The following is an 18,639-nucleotide window of genomic DNA, read 5'->3' on the forward strand; positions in this document are numbered from 1 at the left end:
TGCTGTTTATTTCTTTATCCGCAGTGTCCTGAGATGATCCTTCTGCTCCTGTGTGATCCGGTAGCTTTCAATGGATTTCTGGATCGTCTTGTTATGAGTCCAGATATCCATTCTCTGCTCTTCCAGGAATGGAAGGATCTTCTCATACTGTTTTGCCAGCGCTGTAGCAAAATACCAGGCTCGCATCATATTTACATAATATTCTTCCGAGCGGATCGCTGCCACTTTCTCCGGATATTCCGGTTTAAATCCTTCGTCCAGATAATGGCGCATCAGCATACTGATCCCGAACCGGATGATATACGGCTTATCCGACTCCATCCAGCGATAAATCTCCCGGATAAATATATCACGGTGTTTTTTCATCATATGGAGCGCCAGCAGATCACAGGTCGCCCAGTTATCAATGTGCGGAAGAAAACGCTCCAGTTCTTTCAGACATTTATCATAATCTCTGATCTGCTCGATCAGCAGGCCATGGAGATTATTTTCCTCATAATACTGATGAGGAAGAACCTTCAGGAACATTTCGGATCTTTCTGTTTTTCCAAATTCTTTTGCAAATTTCCGGAGTATCGGTGTCCGGATACCGATGATCTTTTCTTTCTCCACAGTCGGAACCAGCCTTGCATGAAAATCCCGATATCCTGTATCCTGCATTTCAAACAGTCTTTTCCGGACATCCCGGATCATCTCTTCCTGATTCATTTATCATCCCCGCCTTTTATACCAAAGATCGCGATCAGAGAACTCACAAGCAGAAGCATGGGGTAAAACAGTTTCGGCATGATCTGAAAAGCAGAAAGCTCAAATCCCAGTTCCTTTGCCGCAGAAATGGCAACCAGCATCTGGGCTCCATATGGAATCACCCCCTGGAAAATACAGGAAAATGTATCCAGGATAGAAGCTGTCTTTCTGGAAGTGATCTTATATTCCAGCGCCATTTCCTTTGCAATGGGGTTGGCCATAACAATGGCCACCGTATTATTGGCTGTTGCGATATCCATAGTTCCAACCAGAAGTCCCATACCAAGAAGTCCGCCTTTTTTCCCTTTAAAAACTCTCTGTATTCCGGAAAGCAGTGCTTCAAAGCCTCCATGCTCCCGGATCAGCGCACACATGGCTGCTACAAGGATAGCCACCATACAGGTCTCAAACATCCCGGAAACACCGGAGCCAATATTTGTCAGAAGCTCCACTGGCGTGATATGTCCTCCAAGAAGCATAATAAATGCTCCGGAGACAATTCCGATCAGAAGTACCACAAATACATTGATGCCGATAATCCCGCCGATCAGCACCAGAACATACGGAAGGATCTGCACAAGATGATAATCCTGTACCACTCTTCCCTGAATCTCTGTCTGAAAAGACAGAATAAGGATCAGGAGCAGTGTAACAACAGCTGCCGGAAATGCGATCCAGAAATTTTCCCGGAATTTATCTTTCATCTGACAGCCCTGACCGTTGCAGGCTGCGATCGTGGTATCAGAAATAAAAGAAAGGTTGTCACCAAACATGGCTCCTCCCATCACCGATGCCACACAAAATGCCATATCAAAACCGGAAGCTTTGGAAACCGCTACCGCAATAGGGGTAAGAAGCGTGATCGTCCCAACGGAAGTTCCCATAGCCACAGATACGAAGCAGGCAACTACAAACAATACCGCAACAGAAAAACGTGCCGGTATCAGAGAAAGCATACAGTAGGCCACACTTTCTGCACTGCTGCGCCCCACAACACCCACAAAAGAGCCTGCGGTCAGAAAGATCAGAAGCATGGTGATGATATTTTTATCTCCTACTCCTTTTGCCATAAGCTCCAGCTTTCTGTCAAAGCTGATCGTTCTGTTCTGAACACATGCCACCAGGATCGCAGACAGAAAAGCCACAACGATCGGTACATTATAAAATCCCATAGGGATCTTCATCACATACTCAAACAAAATCCCCAGTCCCAGATACAGGACCAGAAAAACACCGATAGGCAGCAGTGCGATCACATTTCCTTTTTTCTTCATTTCCTCCATAAAACAATTCCCTTCATCACTTATTATTTTCCCGGCTTTTTTCTCCGGGTGATCTGTTTTCTATCATATCATATTTCCCCATTCCTGTCCTGTTGCTGACGGAAACTTCTTCATATTTCCGTCACGATCCTGTTATCTCTGATATTTTTTACCTTATTTAACAAGATTTTCACCAATTAAATCGTTCCTTCCGTTGAAATCCAGAGCTTTTTTCAGTATAATTGGCTGTAGACAATTGTGAAAAAGATATCCGAAGGATTTATGTTGATATCTCTGATCACAGTCATTAAAGGAGGAATATGATTATGGCAACATGGAAAAATCTGGACACTCTTGCTTCTTACAGCAAACTTAACGGTCTGAAAGATCACGTGAACATTGCAGAAGCAATGTCCGGCGAGCAGGGTGCAGAACGTGTAAAGAAGTACAGCGTACCGATGGCAGCAGGTCTGGCTTACAATTACGCAGCTAAGGAAGTGGACGAGACCGTTCTTGACGCACTTTCCAAACTGGCTGATGAGGCAGAACTGATCGAAAAATTCCAGGAATTATATAACGGCGCAGTGATCAACACAGGCGAGAAACGTATGGTCCTTCATCATCTTGCACGTACACAGCTTGGCGAGCCTGTTGTTGTTGACGGTGTGGACAAGCGAGAATTCTATGTAGCTCAGCAGAAGAAAGCTGCAGATTTTGCAAACAAAGTACATGCAGGCGAGATCACAAATGAAGCCGGTGAGAAATTCACTACGGTTGTACAGATCGGTATCGGCGGAAGTGACCTGGGACCGCGTGCATTATATATCGCACTTGAAAACTGGGCAAAGGCAAACAACACCTTCAAGATGGAAGCAAAATTCATCAGCAACGTTGACCCGGATGATGCAGCTGCTGTTCTTGCATCTGTAGATCTTGCTCACTCTCTTTTCATCGTTGTATCCAAATCCGGTACAACCCTCGAGACTCTGACTAACGAGGCATTCGTAAAAGACGCTCTCACAAAAGCCGGCTTAAACCCGTCCAAGCATATGCTTGCAGTAACCAGTGAGACTTCTCCTCTGGCAAAGAGCGATGACTACCTTACCGCAATCTTTATGGATGATTATATCGGCGGACGTTATTCTTCTGTTTCCGGTGTAGGCGGAGCAATCCTTTCCCTGGCATTCGGACCGGAAGTATTCGCAGAGCTGCTTGACGGAGCTGCCGAGGAGGATAAGCTTGCAACAAATAAGAACATTCTTGAGAACCCGGATATGCTGGATGCCCTGATCGGCGTTTATGAGAGAAATGTACAGGGATATCCTTCTACTGCAGTTTTACCATACTCACAGGCATTAAGCCGCTTCCCTGCTCATCTTCAGCAGTGTGATATGGAGTCTAACGGTAAATCTGTAAACCGCTTTGGTGAGCCGGTGGATTATGTGACCGGACCGGTGATCTTTGGTGAGCCAGGAACCAACGGACAGCACTCCTTCTACCAGCTTCTGCATCAGGGAACTAATATTGTTCCGCTTCAGTTCATCGGCTTTAAGAAGAGCCAGCTTGGTGTTGATGTTGATATCGAGAACAGCACAAGCCAGCAGAAGCTCTGTGCAAACGTTGCAGCACAGATCGTTGCTTTTGCATGTGGAAAAGAAGATGAGAACCTGAACAAAAACTTCAAGGGCGGACGTCCTTCCAGTATCATTATTGGTGAGGAACTTACACCGAAGTCTCTGGGTGCGCTTCTTGCACACTTTGAGAACAAGATCATGTTCCAGGGCTTTGTATGGAACCTGAACAGCTTTGACCAGGAGGGTGTACAGCTTGGTAAGGTTCTTGCAAAACGTGTTCTCGCTCATGATACAGACGGAGCACTGAAAGTTTACAGTGATCTTCTTGATATCTGATAAACAGATAGGTACCGTCCCGGAAAATGTTTTTTCGGGACGGTTTTTCTGTATATGTGACCTTAACCGGGAAAGGAAATCTTAAATATGCAGCAGATAAAAATGATCGGTCTTGATCTGGACGGAACTCTTCTGAATACAAAAAAAGAACTCACAGAAAATACCAGGCGCGTTCTCAGGGAAGCTATTGATGCAGGTATCCTTGTTCTGATGGCTACCGGCCGGCCATATACCGGCATTCCCGCGGAACTGAGAAATTTTCCGGGAATTCACTATGCTCTCACCTCCAACGGAGCCAGAGTCCTTGATACAGACCATAATAAACTTCTTATCGAGCAGCTTCTTCCCATGGAAAGTGCAAAAAAAGCTCTCCGTATCTTTGAAAAATATGATACTTTAAGTGAGATCTATTTTGACGGTCAGGGATATGCAGACGCTGCCAAGCTTGATAATGTAGGAAAATACCATCACGACCCTAATATGTGGAATTATGTCCGTACTACCCGTATCGCGGTTCCAGACATCCAGGATGTCATTACAAAAGAAAACAGAAGCATGGATAAAGTCCAGGCGCTTTTTGCAGACATGGAGGAACGTGCCGCCGCCTGGAAGGAATTAAGTGAACTTAAGGAGCTGGAGCTTGTAGGCTCCTTAAGCTACAATATTGAGATCAACGCCGCCGGTGTCAACAAAGGAACCGCTCTTGTTGCTCTTGGCGAAATGCTGGGAATCCCAAGAGAATCCATTATGGCATGCGGAGACGGTGACAACGATGTCCATCTTCTCCGGGAAGTCGGTTTTGGCGTAGCCATGGCCAATGCACAGCCCCAGGTAAAAAAAGCAGCCGATTATATTACTGCTTCCAATGACGAAGACGGTGTAGCACGCGCCATTGAAAAATATGCGCTGCACCGATGAGATATTCTATTATGTATCCCCAAAAGGAACCGACAGTTTTTACGCTGTCGATTCCTTTTTTAGAATGGGATTGAATGGCGGAGCATTCATATTCGATCAATATTCATAGTTTCCTGCCGGCTGTTTGATCCTGGTAAAAAGATCATGCCAGGACTGATCCCAACCTGAAGCTGTCTCACATCACCTTTATTCATATTTAAGGTGGTGGCACTTAAAGATGGTTTCGGCATCGGTGTAGGTGTCGGCTTCGGTTTCTGCGCTGCTTTTACTGTAACCTTACAGTTAAATTTCTTCGTATTTGCCTTCGCTGTGATTACTGCCGTTCCTTTTTTCACTGCGGTGATCTTTCCTTTGGAATCCACACGTGCGATCTTAGGATTGGAAGAAGAATATTTCACCTTCACAGTTGTTCCTGTCAGTTTAATGGCACTGGATTTTTTTTCTGTTAATGTCAGCGATGTCCTGCTGAGCTTCGGTGTCTCTACCTTTACAACACACTTATATGTTTTTTTGCTTACCTTTGCATAGATCGTTGCGGAACCTTTATTTTTGGCAACCACCTGGCCTTTGCTGTTTACGGTCGCAACGCTCTTTTTGGACGATCTCCAGGCAACCTTCTGCCTGGTCCCGGTAACCTTAAGTGTTGGCTTCTCACCTTTTAATAGAGTTACTTTTGTTCTGTTCAGTTTTGGTGCGGCGCTGACAGTCACACTTCCGAATGCCATCGTAAAAATAAGGCTGATCAGCAGCACAAAACACAACAGATTTTTTTTCTTTTTCATTCTGATTTCCCTCTTTCCGGTAAAACGTATATTTACGTCATATATTGCTTTAACCACATTTTAGAGGAAATCCCTGATAAAAACACTAGCACTTATGATAGTATCCTTGCAAATATGATCATTTATATTCTTTCGTCGCTCATACCAAGGCTTATTATCAGGAAACAAAAATACAACAGGACTGATTTTTGATACAGATACTTGAATTCAAAAGTTTCATCTGTTTAAAAATCAGTCCTGTTGTATAAAAAAATATTATGGTTGATCTGTAACGCCAGACAGATGATCAAGACATTCGCTATCTGCTCATAATGATACAGTCACGTAACATCGCCAGCGCATGCGCTGTAGTCTGCTCGCGGATCCGCGTGCGGTTTCCTGTGAAATGGAACTCTTTGGCAATGGCCTTGCCCTTATAGCAGCAGCCCATAAATACAGTACCAACCGGAGTTTCCTTTGTTCCGCCTCCCGGTCCTGCCAGACCCGTCACGGAAATACTGATATCTGCTCCAGATGCTTTGCAGGCACCCTTTGCCATTTCTCTGGCACATTTGGCGGAAACTGCCCCCTGCTCCTTCAGAGTACGCTTCTTCACTCCCAGACATTTATGCTTGGCCTTGTTACTGTAAGTCACAAAGCCATAGCCAAACACCTCCGACGCACCGGATACATTGACAATGCGCTGGGCAATCATACCGCCGGTGAGCGATTCCGCCAGGGATAGCTTCAGATCTTTTTCTTTCAGAAGATCGATCACTGCTTCCTCAAGTGTCTTACTCTCATCTGTGGCAAAAACATTCTTTCCAAAACGCTTCTTCAGCTCCTTGACAACCGGTTTGATCAGCTTTCTGCAGACCTTTTCATTCTCTGCGCTTGCTGTCACACGAAGATGCACTTCACCGGTTTTGGCATAAGGTGCAATGGTAGGATTAGTCTGACTTTCAATCAGATCCTGGATCTCCTCTGCTACCTGACTCTCACCGATCCCGCTGATCTTCACCATCTGGGATACAATGATCTCCGGCTGGTTTTTCTGCAGATACGGGACAACGTACTCCTCGAACATGGGCTTCAGTTCATTGGGAGGGCCCGGAAGAAGGATTGCGGTTTTTCCTTTTTTCTCAAGGATCAGTCCTGGAGCAGTTCCGTTATGATTGTCAAGAACAATGGCTCCCTCAGGGACCATGGCCTGTTTATAGTTGTTCTTCGTGATACGTCTCTGAGGATTGTTTTTCTCATATTCCTTCAGATATTTATCGATCAGTTTCCTTGAGTGGGAATCTTCCTTAAGCGGCATTCCCATCAGATCCGCAGTTACTTCCTTGGTGATATCATCCTCTGTTGGTCCAAGGCCTCCTGTGAGGATCACAACATCAGAACGGTCCAGTGCGGTACGGATCACGTCACGCATACGGCCTTCATTATCACCTACTACATCCTGATAGTAAACGCTTAACCCAAGCAGGGCGCATTTTTCAGAAAGATAGGCACTGTTGGTATTTACGATATTTCCAAGAAGGATCTCGGTTCCTACGGATATCAGCTCTGTGATCATGAAAAGAAACTCCTTTCGTATACTTTGATCCCTACTCCTGCATGGAAAGGACCTTTCTGTTCTGCATGATATAAGTCAGCAGGGAGATGATGGTCAGTGCAACAGACAGCCAGATAAATATCTGTGTCAGCACTGCAAAAACACCTCCGAAATCCAGCATCAGAAGTATGATCATGATCATCTGGGAAACGGTTTTAAATTTTCCCCAGTAATTTGCGGCAATGACAATTCCGTTCTCAGCTGCGATCAGACGGAAACCACTGATGATAAATTCCCGTCCGATGATAATGATCACAACCCATGCCGGAAGCTTGTCAACCTCAATCATACAGATCATGGCAGAGCATACCAGAAGCTTGTCAGCCAGCGGGTCCATAAATTTTCCAAAATTGGTTATCAGGTTATATTTTCTGGCAAGATGACCGTCAAACCAATCTGTCACACTTGCTGCGACAAAAATCGCAAGACAGATCCAGCGGTTTGCTTCTCCTCCCCATCCTGTCAGTAAGAAAACTACAAGAAATGGTACAAGTATCATTCTTGCAACTGTAAGTTTATTCGGTGTATTCATCGCTCAGCACTCCTATCAAATCATACTCAAGCGCACCTGTCACACGTACCTTTGCAAAATCACCTGTCATAAGCAGTTCGCCTGTCTGAACGAAAATATATCCGTCAACCTTCGGTGCATCCCCATAGGTACGTCCGATATAGGCACTTTCATCTGCAACTTTTCCCTCGATCATAACAAGAAGTTCCTGTCCGATACGATCCTGACCTCTGTCGTAAGAGATTTCCTGCTGAAGTTCCATCAGCTCGTCTCTGCGTTCTTCCTTCACTTCTTCCGGAACCTGGTCTGCCATCTCTGCTGCCGGGGTATTCTCCTCCGGAGAGTAAGTGAAGACACCAAGGCGATCAAATTCCATCTCATCTACGAATTCCTTCAGTTCTTCATGGTCTTCCTCCGTCTCACCCGGAAATCCGGTGATCAGAGTTGTACGCAGTATAATATCCGGAATCTCCCTGCGGAGCTTTTCGACAATATCGATCAGTTCCTGTTTGGAAGTACGGCGGCCCATTCTCTTAAGAATGCGGTCCGACGCGTGCTGGATCGGAATATCCAGATAATGACAGATCTTCTTCTCATCACGAATGGTTTCGATCAGTTCATCGTAAATCTCCTCCGGATAACAGTAAAGGATGCGGATCCAACGGATACCTCTGATCTCACAGAGTTTCTTTAAAAGAATATGAAGAGATTTTTTGCCATAAAGATCTCTTCCGTAAACGGTGGTCTCCTGTGCTACCAGGATCAGTTCTTTCACTCCCTGTTCAGCCATATCCTCTGCCTGGGCAATGAGGCGCTCCATAGGAACGCTTCGAAATTTACCTCTGAGCTTCGGGATGATGCAGTAGGTACAGTGCTTGTCGCAGCCTTCCGCGATCTTCAGGTAGCCGAAATGTCCACCTGTTGTAAGGACACGTTTGCTTCCTGTATCCGGCAGATAATCAATATCACGGAATTCTTCGAAATGATTTCCGGCTACTGCTTCTTCCAGAGCCTTTACGATGTCGCCGTAGGATGTAGTTCCAAGAACAGCATCGACCTCCGGAACCTCCTCAATGATCTCTTTCTGGTATCGCTGTGCCATACAGCCGGTAACGATCAGTGCATGGCAGCTTCCTGTTTTTTTGTACTCTGCCATTTCAAGAATGGTTTCCACACTCTCTTCCTTGGCATCCTTGATAAAACAGCAGGTATTGATCACGATTGCATCTGCCTGCGTTTCATCGTCTGTGATCTCATGACCTCCGGCTGTAAGAAGTCCCAGCATTTCTTCGGAATCCGCCAGGTTCTTGTCACAGCCAAGAGAGATGAATAATATTTTCATAAAATTACTCCGCTTCCGTCTGAGCTGCTTCTGCAGTCTCAGTGCCTTCTGCGGTCTCGCCCTCTGCTGCCTCAAGAGCCTCCTTCTCAGCTTCAAGAGCCTCCAGCTCTTCCTCTTCTTCCTGTCCGGGAAGGATCTTTACCTTACCCTTGTAGAGCTCATCAATGGCAACAGAAAGCGGTTTCTTTCCTGCTGCACCCGGTACAAGCGGCTCTGCTCCTGCGATCAGCTGGCGGGCACGTTTGCTAGCTGCAAGTACAAGAGAATAACGGCTGTTCAGCACGAGAGCCTCATCGTCGTCCTCGTTGTTTGTGTTGATAGCCTCAATTAATTCTGAATAAGATGGATGTATCATATCTTTTCTCCCTTCTGTAACGGCAGGGCCGTATTTAACTTATTAATTGGTATTTATAAAAAAGCTTCCGCTTCTTTCTGGATCCTGGATACAAAATCATGATTCCTGGATGTACGCATGCGCTCACACCGGATGGTCTCATGAAGTGTATCAACACATTCCTCCAGATCATCATTGATCAGGAGATAATCATATTTATCCATTCCTCTGGATTCTTCAACCGCTCTTCTGAGACGCCCGTTGATCACATCCAGAGTCTCTGTTCCGCGACCTACCAGACGGTTCTTAAGCTCCTCCATAGACGGCGGACATACAAATACCAGCAGTGTATCCGGAAACTTCTCACGGATCTTCATGGCACCCTGGATCTCAATCTCAAGAATCACATCTTTCCCTGCGGAAAGCTGCTCCTCCACATATTTGCGGGGTGTGCCATAATAATTCTCCACATACTGTGCATACTCGATCAGTCCGTCTTCCCGGATCAGCTGTTCAAATTCTTCTTTTGTGCGGAAGAAATAAGCCTCTCCGTCCTTCTCGCCCGGTCTTGGATTTCTGGTAGTAACAGAAACAGATAATGCATAATTGTCATATTTTTCCATCAGACGTTTCATGACAGTACCTTTTCCGGAACCGGAAAATCCCGAAACAACAACTAAAATTCCCTTACTCATTTCCTTCCTCCCTCGTTTCTTCTCCATACGCTTCCGAAAATCTCCTGGCAATGGTTTCCGGCTGCAGAGCGGAAAGGACAAGATAATCATCGGAAGTAACGATCACTGCTTTTGTTTTTCTTCCCTGTGTGGCATCGATCAGAGTTCGGGTTCCCTTGACACTCTGTATCATGCGCTTTACAGGAGCGGCATCCGGACTTACCACAGCCACGATCTTGCGTGAATTGACAACATTTCCAAAGCCTACATTAATGAGTTTCGCCATTTACGCTCTCCCTTTCTGTCTGTGTACAGCCTGTTTCCTGTCCGGTTACTCGATATTCTGGATCTGCTCACGAATCTTCTCGATCTCTGTCTTCAGATCGATAGCCGCGTTAGATACGGTAAGATCATTGGATTTAGACAGGATGGTGTTCGCCTCACGGTTCATCTCCTGTGCCATGAAATCCATCTTACGTCCCACGCCCTCGTTCTCATCCAGGATCTTTCTCATTCCGTGGATGTGGCTTCGAAGACGTACCGTCTCCTCATCATTGCAGATCTTATCTGAAAAAAGTATCACCTCTGCGGCGATCCTGGAATCATCGATCTGGTTATCTTCAAGAAGCTCATGCATCTTGGTTTCCAGTTTCTCCCGATAAGCCTTCACTACTTCCGGAGAACGTTTTTCCACTACATCGACCTTTGCTTCCAGTCCGTCCAGCTTCCCAAGAAGATCCTGTTTCAGATTAGCGCCCTCACGCTGGCGGGTCTCCACAAATTTCCGACAGGCCTCATGAAGCGGACCCTCCAGAAAATTCCAGAGTTCTTCCTCATCCGGAGCCTGCTCTTCCATTGTAAACACATCCGGATATCTGGAAAGTGTGGAAACACGGATATCATTCTCAATCCCCAGTTCCTCACTCATCTGGTTCAAATAGCCCAGATATTCCCTTGCCAGCTCTGCATTGTACTTCAGAGCCATTCCGCCCATTGTATAGTCTTCGTAGGTGATGAACACATCAACTTTGCCGCGGCGGATATAAGTCTTCATCACATTTCGGATCTCTCCCTCAAAATAGCTGAGTCTTTTCGGCATTTTGATGTTCAGATCCAGATATCTGTGATTGACGGATTTCAGTTCAACAGAAACCTTACGTTCTCTGGAAACTGCTTCTGCCCTGCCAAAGCCGGTCATACTTTTTATCATGTTATCCTCCAATACTGCCTCTTAAGTTTATCAGCTGCTGATAAATGCAGCCAATGATTGCATACGGATTTATTATAGTTCATTCCAAAACCCTAGTCAAACTCTTTTTTTACTGTTATAATGATCGATGTTGAAATGAGTTGCTGTGAACGGAGTGAACAGCAACTGAAATGGAGGTAAAATCATGGCATTTGACGGAATTACAGTTTCTGCTCTCGTGGCAGAGATTGATGATAATTTAAAAGGCGGACGTATCAATAAAATCGCCCAGCCGGAAAACGATGAACTTTTGATCACAGGAAAAGGCGCAAATGGACAGAAACGTCTTCTCTTAAGTGCAAGCGCATCCCTTCCTCTGATCTATTTTACAGATAAGAACCGTATCAGTCCTTTAACTGCACCGAACTTCTGCATGCTTCTTCGAAAGCATATCGGAAGCGCCCGAATCCTGGATGTAAAACAGCCGGGAATGGAGCGTGTGGTGGAATTTGAGCTGGAGCATCTCAATGAACTTGGCGACCCCTGCCGGAAGCGCCTGATCATGGAGCTGATGGGCAAACACAGCAACATCATCTTCTGCGATGAAAAAGGCATGATCCTGGACAGTATCAAACATGTCTCTTCCCATATGAGTTCTGTCCGTGAAGTCCTTCCAGGAAGAGAATATTTCATTCCAAATACCCGAGATAAAGAAAATCCGCTGACAGTTTCCGAGGAAGAATTTACCGGACATATCTGCAAAAAACCGGTAAACATTTCCAAAGCGCTTTATACTTCCCTCACCGGTATGAGCCCGGTAATGGCTGAGGAGATCTGCTACCGTGCATCCATTGACGGAAGTGATGCAGCGCAGTCCCTGGATGAAACGGCCTGCACCCATCTTTATCATACCTTTCTCCGCCTTATTGAGCAGATCCGGAACAGAGAGTTCACCCCGAATATTGTCTACCGCGGAGATGAGCCTGTGGAATACGGTGTCTTTCCTTATCAGCAGTTTGGCAGTGAATACCGCAGTGAAACCTTTGACAGTGTTTCTGTTATGCTGGAGACCTATTATGCTACCAAGAGTCTGTTGACACGCATCCACCAGAAATCCTCCGATCTTCGCCGTGTAGTACAGACCGCTCTGGAACGTAATCGAAAAAAATACAACATCCAGAAAAAGCAGTTGAATGATACTTCAAAAAAAGATAAATTCAAGGTCTACGGTGAACTGATCAACACCTATGGATACGGGCTTGAAGAAGGCTGCAGATCCTTTAAGGCACTGAACTATTACACCAACGAGGAAATCACTATCCCTCTTGACCCGACATTGACACCGGCACAGAATTCCAAGAAATATTTTGATAAATACGGAAAGCTGAAGCGTACAGAGGAAGCCGTCACCGAACAGATCGCAGATACGGAAAGTGAGATCTCTCATCTGGAATCTATCTCCAATGCTCTGGATATCGCCAGATCCGAAAGTGACCTTTCCCAGATCAAGGAAGAGCTCACTGAGTACGGCTATATCAAACGTCACTACACTAACAAAAAAGGCCAGAAAGCCCAGCCGAAATCCAAACCGCTCCACTACATATCCAGTGACGGTTTTGATATCTATGTGGGAAAAAACAATTTCCAGAATGATGAGCTGACTTTCAAGTTTGCAACCGGAAATGACTGGTGGTTCCATGCAAAGAAGATGGCTGGTTCCCATGTGATCGTCCGCACCAAAGATGGTGAACTTCCGGACCGTACCTTCGAAGAAGCAGGACGCCTGGCAGCCTGGTACTCCAAAGGGCACTCTGCTCCCAAGGTAGAGATCGATTATATCCAGAAAAAACATGTAAAAAAACCTGCCGGTGCAAAACCCGGTTTCGTTGTTTATTACACCAATTATTCTCTCATGGCTTCTCCGGATATTTCGGATCTGAAAGAGGTCACGGAGTAAACTAAAAAAACCTTCCTGTGTTCTCGTATTTCTCCAAGACAGGATACCTGTATCTCTGCAAGTATCTGTCCTGAGAAATTTTTCTGTAAACACAGGAAGGTTTTTTATGTTTTCAGTGGACATTCGCACTCCGCTTTGTTATATGCTCATGAACAAAAATCACAAAACGATTTTTGTTCAGATCTCCAGTTTTTTCTCCACTGCCGGTGCAATGGATGTATCTGCTTTATGATACGGGATTAGTGTGGACTGCAGCGCATGATACAGATCGGATTTTCCCGGCCATACAGTTCCCTTCAGATGATTTGTCTCATCCAGTTGGTGAAACCAGGAACCGTTTTCGTGATCCATGACCACTTCATCCAGGTACTTCATAAACTCAGCATAATCTTTCGCATATTTCTCCTTACCGGTCACATGATAAAGAACTGCAGAGGTATTGATCGCTTCTGCAAGAGTCCAGTGCATACGGTCACGTACCACCGGTTTGCCATTCCAATCTGTCGTGTATACAATTCCCGGTGCACCATCTGCATTCCAGCCATCTTTTATTGCTGTTGTGTAAAGTTTCTCTGCTGCCTGGAGATATTTTTCCAGTTTTTCTTTCTCTTCTCCGCAGTTTGCAAGTGCCCACTGTATGATCAGTCTTGCCCATTCGATTCCATGGCCCGGTGTCGCTCCATATGGCTTGAACGGATCATCCGGACGGTCACAGTTGCAGTCAAGATCTGCCACCCATTCCTTCGTAAAATGTTCCGGAATCCTCCAGCTATTATCTTCTGCCCATCCAATTACATGATCAATGATCCTGCCTGCACGGATATGATATTTCTTATCTCCAATAACATCTCCAGCTGCCAGAAAAGCCTCTACCGTGTGCATATTGGCATTTAATCCACGGTAATCATCCAGCACGGTAAATTCCGTATTCCAGGTATCGCAGGCCAGCCCCTCCTCTTCATTCCAGAAATACTGATCATAAACAGCCAGAGCCTCCTCAAGGAGTTCCTCCGCCCCGGACCTTCCGGCTGTCAGTGCGGAAGATGCAGCCAGGATCACAAATGCATGGGCATAACACTGTTTATTGGGCACAATATCTCCTTCCGGTGTTACACCTGCATACCAGCCACCGTTTTTTTCATCGTGAAGCTCTCCCCTCAGACCTTTCAATGCCGCATCCGCAAGTTCTCCGCTTCCCTCATGGCCAAGCATCAGACCCAGACTGTATACATGAGCCATACGACAGGTGATCCAGGTTTCCCGGTTTCTGTCCTTCCATGGTGTTCCGTCGTCCCCCAGATAATAGGAACCTCCATTCGGTGAAGGAAACCGATGTCCGAAATTCAAAAGATCCTCACAGGATGCTTTCAGGAATTCCCGGTTTTCTTTTGTGTTAATCTCATATTTGCTGTTCATTTCAACCACCCCATCTGTTTTTCTTTAGGATATCATTCTTTTTGGGGAACTTCAATTCTTTTAGATTATTCTGGCAGACTAATAAAAAAGGAGAATGCCACATACGCATTCTCCTCATATTCAGACTTCTTAATTCCATTACCGCAGCGGTCGCAGACAGTCCTGTATTAATCTTCAAAACAGGTGATCACATAACGATCACTTTCTGTGATCACATCGGAAACATTATCCCTGTCCCAGATCGCATCACTGATGATATCTTTCAGCTTATCATCCATAACGATATTAAAATTCTCCTCGATCACCTGAAACGGAACTCCCTCATTCTTCTGTGCATACTCCATGATAAAATCAAGAATCTTCTCTTCCATACTTCAAAATCTGCCTTTCTGTAAATACTAACGTTTAATATATTACATCAGATTTCCGCAGATGTCCAGATATTTTCCAGACATGTCCATGCGGTATTCCATAAGATATTATGTCAGTATACACACACCCCTTCACATTTCGCTCTATATCAAAATCTGGTATGCCGGTTCACATATTTTGCTTTATATTTTGAGTACACAATGGTCTGGTCCTTATAAAGGCCATAATACCCCGATGCCGCATAGCTGATAGATACTGCGATCAGATAGAAGGATACTCCTTTAAATCCAAACATTTCAAAAGCAATCAGGATCGAAGTGATCGGACAGTTGGTCACACCGCAGAAAACTGCTGCCATTCCGCAGGCTGCACAGATTGACGGAGAAATTCCCATGAGATTACCCATCACACAGCCAAAGGTGGCTCCGATGCAGAAAGAAGGTACGATCTCTCCCCCACGGAATCCTGCACGCATAGTCAGTGCAGTAAGCACCATTTTCCAGAAAAAGGCGAAAGTACCCGCCTGTCCGTTTTCCACTGCTTTTTCAATAAGCTCCGCACCAGCGCCCATATATTCATCTGTTCTCAGAATAAAGGTGACAACAATGACCAGGCAGGCACCCACTGCAACCCTGACATATTTATTCTTAAACCATCTGCCATAAAGTCCTGCTGCACCATTCAGGGCAATACAGAACATAATGCTGACAACTGCACAGCCCAGAGCGATCACTCCCATTTTCAGGCCAGTTTCCACAGTCAGTGCCGGAATATCTGTCACATGAAAACTTTCCGGCGTGACTCCCATTCCGGCTGCAAATCCGGAAGCGACCAGTGACGCGATCATACATGGCATCAGTGCCGCATAGTACATCACTCCCACACTAACCACTTCCAGCGCAAAAACTGCCGCTGCCATCGGTGTTCCAAACAATGCGGAAAACGCCGCGCTCATGCCGCACATGACAATTACATGACGGTCCTCCTCGTCCAGATGGATCCATCTTCCAAGCTGGTTGGCAATACTTCCTCCAAGCTGGATCGCTGCTCCCTCACGTCCCGCAGAACCACCGGTAAGATGAGTCAGTGCCGTTGTGATAAAGATCAGTGGTGCAGAAAGGATCGGCACATTATCTCTGGAACGCACGGTAGAAAGAACCTGATTGGTCCCTCCATCCTCTTTTCCAAGCTTCTCATACAAAAATACAATGACAAGACCGGATAACGGAAGCAAAAGAAAAATCCATTCATGAGCCTTCCGGTAACCGGTTACTGCCTTCAACGTAAAAGAAAACAGTGTGCTGGCAGCTCCTACGATACATCCTGTAATGACAGCAAGAACCAGCCACTTGATCAGATTTGACATATCCCGGCTGATTCTTGCACTGTAATAATATAAATGTTCCTTTAATCTTTTGTTATGATCTATCCCCATGTTCTTTCCCTTCTTTTCTTTACTGTCTGCATTATACTACATTTTTCCTCTCAGTAAAAGCAGGAAGAGAAAGCACTGTTATTTTTTCTTCCGGGAAATATGCCTGTGTATCAGGATCGAGAATACACTGATCATCACAAGAAGCACTGCGGAGAGCCAGAATGCCGGAGACTTCGGATTTTTGATATTTGCTCCAAATATTGTAGCGAGAATAACTCCCGGCAGCGTTCCAAGCATGCCACCTGCCATATAGGTTTCAAATGGGATCTTTTCAGCTCCGAGGAACAGACTCACAGCATCTCCCGGTAAAAAGTTCAATGTCCGCATAAAAAATGAAATATACAGGGAATTTCCGTTCTGGTAATCTACTACTGTTCTCAGCTTCGGATATTTAGATGTAAGACTTTCCACCATGGATGCACCTGAGAAGCGTCCCATCCAATATGGAAGTGCCAATGTGACTGCTCTTCCCAGAAAGTTCACCAGAAGTGCTGTTCCTGTAGAAAACAGATGCCCTACAGCAAGCTGCAGGATCGCAATTGGAAATATAAAAGAAACACTTTTCACAGCATAAAGCCCAAGCATAAGTAATGCAGCCTTAACAGGTTCCTCCGGTGTATAGCTTAAGATCCTTCTCACAGACAGATCCTCTCTATAATGGATACAGAAAAGGAGAAATACAAGAAAGAGCACCGCCGGCAGATATTTTCTGATGTTATCAATCATTTTTTTCATGGTCTGATCCCTCCGTTTTCAAAAAAAGAGCACCGGCACCTGTTTCCGGTACCGTGCTCTTTCATAAATTCTGTTTTTTTAAGTTTCAGGATCAGCAGACTTTCTTCGCTGCCTTTCTCTCCTGATCTTCCTTCCACATTTCCTCTGCTACCGGTTTCCAGTTTTCAGCATACCGGTCACATTTTGCACAGAGATGCTCTGCACTCTCCGGTGACTGAAGATCTGTGGAATGTGCTCCGGATTTTTCTACCATTTCTCTCAGCTTCTGTGGATTTTCAAGCATCGGGCATGGGCGGTACATATTGTCATTAAACGGCTGTCCGTCATGATATGCCATCATCATCGGAGACTGCAGTGCTTCCAGAAGTGTTTTCTCGCGGATATTGGAATCAGAATAATGGATAAATACACATGGATCGATATCACCATTTGCATTGATATGCAGATAACGACGGCCGCCTGCAATACATCCTCCCACAAACTCTGCATCATTCTGGAAATCCATGGCAAATAACGGCTTTATTGCACGGTATCTACGGATACGCTCATAAGTTTCTCTTCTCTGTTCAGGTGTTGGGAGCAGCTCCGGTGCAGCATCATTTCCAACCGGCATGTAATGGAAATACCAGATAAAGTACGCTCCAAGATCGATCAGGCTGTCATAAAACTCCTCAGATGTAATGGATGCAAAATTCGCACTTGTGTAACATGCGGAGATACCAAAAACAAGCTTCTTTTCTCTGAGGAGATTAATTGCCCTGATAACCTTCTGGTATACACCATTTCCTCTTCTGCCATCTGTTGCAGTCTCAAATCCTTCCAGTGAAATCGCAGGAACAAAGTTTCCTACCCGAAGCATATCATTTGCAAAATCCTCATCGATCAGTGTTGCATTTGTGAAAGAAAGGAAGATACAATCATTATGCTTCTCGCAAAGACGGATCAGATCTTTTTTTCTTACAAGAGGTTCTCCTCCTGTATAAATATACATATAAACACCAAGCTCTTTACCCTGGCGGATAATATCATCGATCTCATCATAAGTGAGGTTCAGCTTGTTTCCATACTCTGCTGCCCAGCATCCTGTACAGTGCAGATTACAGGCACTTGTAGGATCAAGAAGGATCGCCCACGGAATATTACAGCCATATTTTTTACGGCATTCATCCTGTCTCGGCCAGCCTGCAAGGTTTGCATTGATAAAGAAGTTTGCAGCCAGAGTTTTCATAACATGTGGATCAATATCAGTTACCAATCTATGAATAAACGGATAATACGGATGTTCCGGATTGGAAATGGCTTCGCGGATCATCGCTCTCTGTGTAGGAAATCCACCACCGGAAAATTTATCTGCCCAGTCCATGATCTTGATAAAATTCTTATCCGGATCTTTGTAAACATAGTTGAATGCCTGTTCAAGTCCGAATTTCTTAAGTGTATTCATTGCGCTCATACTATCTC

Annotated in this window: 18 protein-coding genes; 3 read left to right on the forward strand and 15 right to left on the reverse strand. The window is 45.2% G+C overall.

Features of this window, described 5'->3' with window-relative positions:
• Nucleotides 1-6: 6 nt before the first annotated feature.
• Nucleotides 7-708: a DNA alkylation repair protein gene (locus DWX61_RS08465; protein WP_118624806.1), complete on the reverse strand. Its 702-nt coding sequence runs from the start codon at nt 706-708 to the stop codon at nt 7-9.
• Nucleotides 705-2,030: a Na+/H+ antiporter NhaC family protein gene (locus tag DWX61_RS08470; protein ID WP_015525177.1), complete on the reverse strand. Its 1,326-nt coding sequence runs from the start codon at nt 2,028-2,030 to the stop codon at nt 705-707. The genes DWX61_RS08465 and DWX61_RS08470 overlap by 4 nt, the downstream gene beginning before the upstream one ends.
• Nucleotides 2,031-2,335: 305 nt before the next feature.
• On the opposite strand from DWX61_RS08470, the gene DWX61_RS08475 reads away from it, so the two are divergent.
• Together DWX61_RS08475 and DWX61_RS08480 are read left to right on the forward strand one after the other, a co-directional pair.
• On the forward strand, nt 2,336-3,919 hold the full coding sequence (locus DWX61_RS08475) for a glucose-6-phosphate isomerase (RefSeq protein ID WP_118624808.1): 1,584 nt from the start codon (nt 2,336-2,338) through the stop codon (nt 3,917-3,919).
• An 87-nt stretch (nt 3,920-4,006) separates the two neighbouring features.
• The gene (locus DWX61_RS08480; protein WP_118624810.1) at nt 4,007-4,837 is read left to right on the forward strand and encodes a Cof-type HAD-IIB family hydrolase; all 831 of its coding nucleotides are present in this window, start codon (nt 4,007-4,009) and stop codon (nt 4,835-4,837) included.
• A gap of 86 nt (nt 4,838-4,923) precedes the next feature.
• Here the strand turns inward: DWX61_RS08480 and DWX61_RS08485 are convergent, their stop codons facing one another.
• The 8 genes from DWX61_RS08485 to DWX61_RS08520 form a co-directional block, all read right to left on the reverse strand.
• A complete protein-coding gene (locus tag DWX61_RS08485) occupies nt 4,924-5,619 on the reverse strand; it encodes an Ig-like domain-containing protein (RefSeq protein WP_118624812.1) in 696 nt (231 codons plus the stop codon).
• 298 nt (nt 5,620-5,917) lie between these two features.
• Entirely contained in the window at nt 5,918-7,174 is a 1,257-nt protein-coding gene (locus DWX61_RS08490; RefSeq protein WP_118515409.1) for a competence/damage-inducible protein A, read from the reverse strand.
• A gap of 31 nt (nt 7,175-7,205) precedes the next feature.
• Entirely contained in the window at nt 7,206-7,745 is a 540-nt protein-coding gene (gene pgsA / locus DWX61_RS08495) for a CDP-diacylglycerol--glycerol-3-phosphate 3-phosphatidyltransferase (RefSeq protein WP_015525184.1), read from the reverse strand.
• Entirely contained in the window at nt 7,729-9,066 is a 1,338-nt protein-coding gene (rimO, locus tag DWX61_RS08500) for a 30S ribosomal protein S12 methylthiotransferase RimO (RefSeq protein ID WP_118624814.1), read from the reverse strand. Before rimO ends, pgsA begins: the two co-directional genes overlap by 17 nt.
• A gap of 4 nt (nt 9,067-9,070) precedes the next feature.
• The gene (gene rpoZ, locus DWX61_RS08505) at nt 9,071-9,421 is read right to left on the reverse strand and encodes a DNA-directed RNA polymerase subunit omega (protein ID WP_015525187.1); all 351 of its coding nucleotides are present in this window, start codon (nt 9,419-9,421) and stop codon (nt 9,071-9,073) included.
• Nucleotides 9,422-9,474: 53 nt separating this feature from the next.
• The gene (gmk, locus tag DWX61_RS08510) at nt 9,475-10,095 is read right to left on the reverse strand and encodes a guanylate kinase (RefSeq protein ID WP_015525188.1); all 621 of its coding nucleotides are present in this window, start codon (nt 10,093-10,095) and stop codon (nt 9,475-9,477) included.
• Nucleotides 10,088-10,360: a DUF370 domain-containing protein gene (locus tag DWX61_RS08515; protein ID WP_021978072.1), complete on the reverse strand. Its 273-nt coding sequence runs from the start codon at nt 10,358-10,360 to the stop codon at nt 10,088-10,090. Before DWX61_RS08515 ends, gmk begins: the two co-directional genes overlap by 8 nt.
• A gap of 45 nt (nt 10,361-10,405) precedes the next feature.
• Nucleotides 10,406-11,284, reverse strand: a complete 879-nt coding sequence (locus DWX61_RS08520; RefSeq protein ID WP_118515403.1) for a YicC/YloC family endoribonuclease — start codon at nt 11,282-11,284, stop codon at nt 10,406-10,408.
• A 184-nt stretch (nt 11,285-11,468) separates the two neighbouring features.
• Between DWX61_RS08520 and DWX61_RS08525 the strand changes: the two genes are divergently transcribed.
• Complete coding sequence (locus DWX61_RS08525) at nt 11,469-13,220, forward strand: Rqc2 family fibronectin-binding protein (RefSeq protein WP_118624816.1); 1,752 nt, start codon at nt 11,469-11,471, stop codon at nt 13,218-13,220.
• A 177-nt stretch (nt 13,221-13,397) separates the two neighbouring features.
• Here the strand turns inward: DWX61_RS08525 and DWX61_RS08530 are convergent, their stop codons facing one another.
• From DWX61_RS08530 to DWX61_RS08550, 5 genes are all read right to left on the reverse strand, one after another.
• Entirely contained in the window at nt 13,398-14,636 is a 1,239-nt protein-coding gene (locus DWX61_RS08530; protein ID WP_118624818.1) for an AGE family epimerase/isomerase, read from the reverse strand.
• A 167-nt stretch (nt 14,637-14,803) separates the two neighbouring features.
• The gene (locus tag DWX61_RS08535) at nt 14,804-15,007 is read right to left on the reverse strand and encodes a hypothetical protein (RefSeq protein ID WP_118515397.1); all 204 of its coding nucleotides are present in this window, start codon (nt 15,005-15,007) and stop codon (nt 14,804-14,806) included.
• 149 nt (nt 15,008-15,156) lie between these two features.
• Entirely contained in the window at nt 15,157-16,443 is a 1,287-nt protein-coding gene (locus tag DWX61_RS08540) for a chloride channel protein (RefSeq protein WP_118624820.1), read from the reverse strand.
• A 78-nt stretch (nt 16,444-16,521) separates the two neighbouring features.
• Nucleotides 16,522-17,178 carry a TVP38/TMEM64 family protein gene (locus tag DWX61_RS08545; RefSeq protein WP_118624822.1) on the reverse strand — a complete coding sequence of 219 codons (657 nt, stop codon included), beginning with the start codon at nt 17,176-17,178 and terminating at the stop codon, nt 16,522-16,524.
• A 91-nt stretch (nt 17,179-17,269) separates the two neighbouring features.
• Complete coding sequence (locus tag DWX61_RS08550) at nt 17,270-18,631, reverse strand: radical SAM/SPASM domain-containing protein (protein WP_118624824.1); 1,362 nt, start codon at nt 18,629-18,631, stop codon at nt 17,270-17,272.
• Nucleotides 18,632-18,639: the final 8 nt, after the last annotated feature.

Source organism: Ruminococcus sp. AF20-12LB, from assembly GCF_003478985.1.
GTDB lineage: Bacteria > Bacillota > Clostridia > Lachnospirales > Lachnospiraceae > Blautia_A.